Below are 6,625 nucleotides of genomic sequence, written 5' to 3'. Positions count from 1 at the left end.
GGATGAAAAATGGTCGGTAGGCAAGAAATATATTGAAATGACCGAGTACCACGAGTGGCGAAAGAAAACACCAAAGACAACCGAAAAACCTACTCGCGACGAGTAGGCTTTCTGTTCGAGGATTTTACACACAACTTTGGACTTGACCAGCTAAAGGGCAGGTTAGTTGCAATATGTGGTAATATAAGTGTAATCCTCTTGGTGCTAGGAAGTGGTGTAACTGTCTACGGATAAGCTCATTGATTGGTTAAACCGAAAACGGATATTCCGTTGTGAAGAGTGTAATACTGAGCTTCATGTTTACGCGTATTTCTCAAAGATATCGGTGATATTATTCTGTATTGAATGTAAACAGTATTACTATAGGCGGGACCTAAGTTCACCCATTATCAAATATGAAGTTCCTGAGGGGCTTATGAAGTTATGGGAGATGGACCCTTATCATAAAACTTATACAGGGTTTCCAATAAGTGAGGCATATGAACCTAGGTGGATTAAACATCTTCGCAGACTGTTATGTTAACGGGGAACTATTGCTTAATGAAAACGGCAGACGGACGGCTGCCGTTTTCCGTTCCATTGAGAAACGGGGGAGTTGACACATGGACAAGGAGAAACAGGATCCAGAGAAAGCAAAAACGGTGTATCAAACAAGTGAGATCATAACGACGAAAGTATACAAGGTCAGCTCGGAGCAGAAAGAGGAACTCGATCGTCTGTCAACCGAAATGCTCGAAAAGTTGCGCGAGGGGGCAATACCAAAGATCCGTGAACGGTACGAGCAGCTGGTCAAGCTCCAGCAACAGCCGAAGGTCGACGACGGAGGCAAGCGGCCTGGGGATTCCGCTAACGAAGGGCGATAGTTGAATTTACAGTACTTCCGTGACATTGCTGTCGCTAACATTATACAAAGCAAAGGAGGCAGTTATGGCAACAAGGATTCACCTATTTTGGAAATAAAAGGGATATAAATTGGAGGCTTGGGAGGATGCAGGTACGGAATTCAAGCGTTGTGTTGACAACTATCGAATTTCCGTCAGTCCAGGTCACAATTTGAACCACGCCAATATCGAAATTCAGTGCGACGGTATGGGATTAACTTTAAAGTTTACCCTATGTGATTTGTGGCAGGAAAAATCGTAGATGCTTGCTTCCATGGAGCAAAGCGTCATTAAGGATATAGAAGATAATGATTTTGACTATTGGGATCAGATACCACCTTTCGGGGTTGTTGAGCTATACGGGATTGGGTTAGAGGCTGGAAAAGGAGCGACCGAAGCCGAAATTAGGGCTTTTTTTACTTTGATATATAATTTCCTGCTTGAGCATTTTATGATGTTCGCCTTCCGTGAAAGCGAGATTCAGTCAGTACGTTCATATGTTATCGATTGGAGTAATTATATAAAGACGTTTTCTCATGAAGGCGAGACGGGTTATCGGGTGAAACATTTCGGTTAAAGAGCATTGGGAAAAGCTTATCAATCAACAGAACGAGGCTGCCGGCATAAATCGGCAGTCTCGTTGAGCTAACTGGCAGACACCGGAGTCGCTCGTTTTTATGCAAAGCGCAAAAATTAACGCTCTACAGGAATCCTAACGGGAAACGAGAATTTATAGAGAAGTGCTGCCGTGTTGTAGCCCTTCGCTCTACTAAAGGGCAGTTTAGCGTAATGATGGATTTGGTATTTGGGAATTGTGTACTATACTGATAATGCGTAGGAAAGCGTTCGAAAACCTTCGTGAATAAATATCATTAGACTTCTTTTTTAGAGGGTTATAGTTGTTCATAAGCAACAAAAAGAAAATTAGAGGCTGGAAAAGACGCGTAAGAAAAATTGAAAAGTGGAAGCGACGAGTTATTGATTTAGACATAGAACACCTACATCACTACAAAAGGGATTATGCAAAACTTTGGATTCACCCATTTTACGCCATCCCACGTAGAAATCCTCCTATCTGGTACAATTGCCTTCTCCTTGAAGCGATGTTGGATGTTTATCGATGTTGGCATGAAAAGTTATCAGAATTTGACGAAGATTTTTATCTAAAGTTATGGATATATGACCCACACTTCATCAACTCGCAGGTGGTAACTGCTTATAAAGATTGTCTTCACTTTTACGACCAAATGTTTGATGTTGGAAATCATGAAAAACAATTCCCTTTTCACAAGTACACTTACCTAAGAGAAAGTTTAGAAGTGTTCGATTGGTACCTACATATTGATGGTGACGTTTACACAGAGAGCGACCTAATTGACAATATCCAGCGAGGTTGGATGAGTGATAAAGATGTTGAAGCTATCAAAGAGAAGGCATACAGAGTCGAAACAATTCATCTTTCTGATGGGGATACAGATAAAACGTATAGCGTTAAAGTTGGAGATGTTTGGGTCGGCTCAATGAAAAACACTATTAAGTTTTAAGAACCGTTCATTACGCTCCCTCGAAATGATTCAGTTTCCTCACTCAGGCTCATGAATTCGCAGGATTTCATCCTGTAGTTACAACGAAGAGGAGGGTGTGGGAGTAGTCGGTGGCGAACAGACGTAAAAATGGGCATGCGGGAATAAAGGTGAATGCTGCATCACCCATATTGTTCCATTATGCGCACGTCTCCACGTCGCCCTAGCGATTCTCGCTCCCATGTCTCAACGGGTCATAGCCCTTTCATTCCTTCGTCTCATCTAACTACGGGGTGGAGGTCGGTCTTTCTAACGGAACGGGTCCGAGCCCTTTTGCGTAATGTCTCCCGATACTCCGTGCTTCTTGTCATCCTGCGAATGCTTGAGCTGGTGAGGAAGGACTGAACTTAGGCAGCCTGTGGGAAAACTCTGGTTGAATCGTAAGCCTCGCTGCTTTTAGCCAGGCCGACCAGCAAACGGGCTACCTTGCTGCATAATTTCATGATGGACTTCATCTTTTTCAGCTTCTTTTCCTCCACATTGTAACGGTGTAAAGTCCGAATTTCTGGGTTCGTCATAACCATACACATAGTCATAAGATACAGAAAATGACGCAGACGTGGGCGCCCACGTTTACTGAGCACCATTTTTCCTCGCCATTTCCCAGAACTAGCCTCCGCTAGATTCAGTCCGGCATGCCGAAGTAGTGCATTTCCATGCGAATAACCGCTTAGATCACCGGACTCACCTAGAACACCTGCAAGACACGTAGCGCTGACGCCTCGTATTTCAAGCAGCTTCTTTGCGTAAGGAATTCGCTTAAGAATGCAGTGCAGCTCGTTCTCAATCTGTTCAAGCTGACGCTGTGCCAGGTCATATTCTTCTAGTAATTGGTCAAGATGAAGCTTGTATGCGTGTAGTGCATGGGTAGTGCCGACACTGGATTTAGCAAGTGAAATGAGCAACTCGGCGCGTTTAACTCCAGAGTGGCGCTTCACATATTGCTTCCAGCCATCGAGGACCTGTTCTGTACTTAACCGACTGATGTCGCTCGGCAAAGGAAAGAGTCTGAGTGTTGCAATTGCACTGGTGCAGGTAAGGATTTTGAAGACCTGACGCAACTCGGGAAAGACGATGTCTACCCAGCGATGAATCTGATTGACCGCACTGTTAAGCCGTTTGGTAACCGTCTCGCGGTTTGCCATGAGAATGCGCAGCTCCTCGAAGGCTTCCGGATGAAAGCGAACAGGGGAGTAGTACCCGTTTTTGATCATATCTGCTATGACAAGGGCGTCCTTACGATCGCTTTTAGACGGCGTATTATCCCGGTTTTCCTTATTCTTTTTGACAAGATGAGGATTAACCAGAACAGCCTCAATTCCTTGCTCGACAAGCCAGCGTGCTAGGCTGAACCAGTAGTGGCCGGTCGGCTCCATGCCAACGATGATGCTGCTCAGACTGTGGGTTTTGAGAATATCCTGGACCCAACTCTCGAACAACTTGAACCCTTCGCGATGGTTGCCGAACTCGAGCGGAGCGCCTAAAGCAATCCCTCGAAAGCTGACAGCCCGGGCAACATGGGTTTCCTGAGCGATGTCGACGCCAATAACTAGATGGTGAACGGTAATGTTTTCAATGAGTTGATTTTGCTTGTCTTGTGCCTTAAACTTCATAGTAGAGCGACCTCCTGATGGGCTTTTTGAGGCAATGACCTCGTGCGTAACCCCATCGTACTGGAGGCGCTCCTTTTTGTTCAAACGCCAAATTATTCGTTTTACAGGAATTCTAACGGGAAACGATAGCTCAACAACCAACGACGGCAGCCGCCAGAAAGATCGGCTGTCGTCGTTGCGCTAACGGGAGATTAATTTAAGAAGTCCAATTTTTAATCTATTTTATCCCCAAACTTCTTCCCGAAATGTTCCATTAAATCAATAATGGGGATTAGTTCCTCTGCTTTCAATGTTAATGAATATTCAACACGCGGAGGTACCTCTGGATAAATTTTGCGATTAATTAAGCCATCCGCTTCTAATTCTCGAAGTTGTTTTGTTAGGGATCCTTGTGAAATTCCCCCTAAACGAGTCTTAATTTCATTATATCGATGCGGGTTAAACTTTAAAAACCAAAGAATTAGATACTTCCAACGTCCCGAAAGTATGTTTTGAGTATAGGCGATGCCATATAACTCTCTATGATCTTTCATACATTCTTCACTAAATTCATCCTCATTTATTCTAGACACCTTAATCACTCATTTCTGCTGTTAGGTACGAAAAAGTGTACTATGTCAATTTTTATTGCCTACTTCAAATTTCCAAGCAACGTATATATATTAGTACATGTATACAGATTACTCAATCAAGGGACCATGAAATAGGATATTGGAGGAATGGAAATGAGATTTGGAATTATAGGTGCAGGCCCAATTGGATCTAATATAGCGAAAAAATTGGTTGATAATGGACATGATGTCAAGATTGCAGACGCTCGTGGGATTGAACGCTTGGAAGGGAAAAATCTTACAGGAACACCTGTGATCGTAGAAGATGTCATTAATAATATCGATGTTCTTATAACGTCGATCCCTTTCTATGCATTGCCAAGCATTCGCAACATTATAGATAAAGTTGGGGAGGAGGTCGTCGTTGTAGACACTTCAAATTATTATCCTCAAATCAGCGGTAAAATCGAAGACGTGGAGAACGGAATGGTTGAAAGTGTTTGGGTGTCCTATCATTTGGGAAGACCCATCATTAAAGCGTTCAACAATTTCTTAGCCTATACGCTAGAGCATCATGGAACTCCCGAAGGGACGGATGGACGCATTGCTATAGCGGTTGCTGGCGATAACCTATCCCATAAACAAATCATCATGGGTGTAGGAAACGATCTAGGCTTCGATGCCGTAGATAGCGGTTCTTTAAGCGATTCGTGGAGACAACAGCCAGGAACCCCAGCGTACTGCACCGAACTTACAAAAGAGGAACTAGCCATAGCCCTAACGAAAGCGAATAAAGAAAAGGCGCCACTTCTGCGCGAAAAGGTCATGGAAAAGCTGATAGCTTCAGGTGGAACATTTTCCATTCATGATGTTGTTAAAGCAAATAGAGAAGTATTCAATTCATAAATTACAAATCCCTGTACCTTCAACTAAAAGGGCAGGATAGCGTGGAAAATCAAAGGAGCCTCCACTCAAGTTGGGGGCTCCTTTGCTTATTCAGACCTCGCCTGATTAGCTTTTTCACGTAGAACCACATTAGGAACAAGTCGAACATAGATAAGTTCTCCAGCAAGCTCGACAATGGTTTGGGTCACAATAATTGCAGCGACTAGTGTGCTCCAGTTTTCAGGTAAAGCTAGAGCAAGGGGAAGAACCACAAGGGAATTACGTGTTCCCGAACTAAATATAACAGCTCGTCCTGACCTAACATCTAGTCTAAACCATTTTACGATAAAGCGAGTAATGAACGGCATGATGAGCATGAATGCGATATAAATAGGAATAACTTTGATAATTAGATCCCAGTAGGCAGATAGCTTGCTAATTTGCGATGATACAACAATTAAAAGCGTTAGCGCCATCAACGGTACAGGAATCCATGCCGAGGCATCTAAAAGGAGTTGACCACCACGACGAGTTTTATTAGTAAACAGTTGTAATCCTATAGCCAGCAGAAGTGGCAATACGATGATGATCAGAAAGGCTTCAATAAAAGGACCTGGACTCACAACTTCAGAAGCCTTTTTACCCATGAAAATCCACAGATAAATGGGTAATAAAATCATTTGCGTCACAAAAAGTATAGGTGTTGAAAGGAGCATAGCTTTTTCATTTCCACGGCCTAGGTGAGTAAATACAATGACATAATCGATACACGGTGCTAATAAAACAAGATACACACCTAGTAATACAGGAGACTGTTGAGGCAGCAACTGAGATAACAGCCAGACGACAATCGGTACAGCAATATAATTGGCGGTTAGAATGGCCAAGATAAATCGTCGATTCCCAAGTGATTCCTTTATAGATGTAAAAGGAATCTGTGTAAACATGCCAAACATTAGAATAGCGATGACGACAGAAATTAATATGTGATTATCTAATGTCGCCATTAGATTAGGAGCTAATAAGCCAAGCATGGCTGCTAGCACTAATATCGCGACATAAAGCCAAATTTGATTTTGCTCAAGTTTCTCCCGGGTGATCATTCCGTTGCC

Annotated in this window: 7 protein-coding genes; 4 read left to right on the top strand and 3 right to left on the bottom strand. The window is 43.1% G+C overall.

The window, feature by feature from the left end; genetic code table 11:
• Positions 1-602 precede the first annotated feature (602 nt).
• From AC1DF0_RS30070 to AC1DF0_RS30060, 3 genes are all read left to right on the top strand, one after another.
• Positions 603-863: a hypothetical protein gene (locus AC1DF0_RS30070; RefSeq protein WP_477577150.1), complete on the top strand. Its 261-nt coding sequence runs from the start codon at positions 603-605 to the stop codon at positions 861-863.
• A gap of 280 nt (positions 864-1,143) precedes the next feature.
• On the top strand, positions 1,144-1,458 hold the full coding sequence (locus AC1DF0_RS30065; protein WP_477577148.1) for a hypothetical protein: 315 nt from the start codon (positions 1,144-1,146) through the stop codon (positions 1,456-1,458).
• Between the two features lie 322 nt (positions 1,459-1,780).
• The gene (locus tag AC1DF0_RS30060; protein WP_477577146.1) at positions 1,781-2,425 is read left to right on the top strand and encodes a hypothetical protein; all 645 of its coding nucleotides are present in this window, start codon (positions 1,781-1,783) and stop codon (positions 2,423-2,425) included.
• Between the two features lie 386 nt (positions 2,426-2,811).
• Here the strand turns inward: AC1DF0_RS30060 and AC1DF0_RS30055 are convergent, their stop codons facing one another.
• Positions 2,812-4,077 (bottom strand): IS110 family RNA-guided transposase, encoded by a 1,266-nt coding sequence (locus AC1DF0_RS30055; RefSeq protein WP_477577144.1) that lies wholly within the window; start codon positions 4,075-4,077, stop codon positions 2,812-2,814.
• A gap of 212 nt (positions 4,078-4,289) precedes the next feature.
• Complete coding sequence (locus tag AC1DF0_RS30050) at positions 4,290-4,649, bottom strand: winged helix-turn-helix transcriptional regulator (protein ID WP_442053550.1); 360 nt, start codon at positions 4,647-4,649, stop codon at positions 4,290-4,292.
• A gap of 153 nt (positions 4,650-4,802) precedes the next feature.
• Between AC1DF0_RS30050 and AC1DF0_RS30045 the strand changes: the two genes are divergently transcribed.
• Complete coding sequence (locus tag AC1DF0_RS30045; RefSeq protein WP_477577142.1) at positions 4,803-5,534, top strand: NADPH-dependent F420 reductase; 732 nt, start codon at positions 4,803-4,805, stop codon at positions 5,532-5,534.
• A gap of 86 nt (positions 5,535-5,620) precedes the next feature.
• Here the strand turns inward: AC1DF0_RS30045 and AC1DF0_RS30040 are convergent, their stop codons facing one another.
• Positions 5,621-6,616 (bottom strand): arsenic resistance protein, encoded by a 996-nt coding sequence (locus AC1DF0_RS30040; RefSeq protein ID WP_477577140.1) that lies wholly within the window; start codon positions 6,614-6,616, stop codon positions 5,621-5,623.
• Between the last annotated feature and the right edge of the window lie 9 nt (positions 6,617-6,625).

The sequence above is a fragment of the Paenibacillus sp. 05T425 genome (genome assembly GCF_056396205.1).
The sequence above is the reverse complement of the archived record's forward strand: the minus strand, read 5'-3'. Positions and strand labels throughout refer to the sequence as shown.

Coding starts and splice junctions, on each gene's coding strand:
- AC1DF0_RS30070 (WP_477577150.1), top strand. CDS start 603: ATGGACAAGGAGAAACAGGATCCAGAGAAAGCAAAAACGGTGTATCAA.
- AC1DF0_RS30040 (WP_477577140.1), bottom strand. CDS start 6,616: ATGATCACCCGGGAGAAACTTGAGCAAAATCAAATTTGGCTTTATGTC.
- AC1DF0_RS30065 (WP_477577148.1), top strand. CDS start 1,144: ATGCTTGCTTCCATGGAGCAAAGCGTCATTAAGGATATAGAAGATAAT.
- AC1DF0_RS30055 (WP_477577144.1), bottom strand. CDS start 4,077: ATGAAGTTTAAGGCACAAGACAAGCAAAATCAACTCATTGAAAACATT.
- AC1DF0_RS30045 (WP_477577142.1), top strand. CDS start 4,803: ATGAGATTTGGAATTATAGGTGCAGGCCCAATTGGATCTAATATAGCG.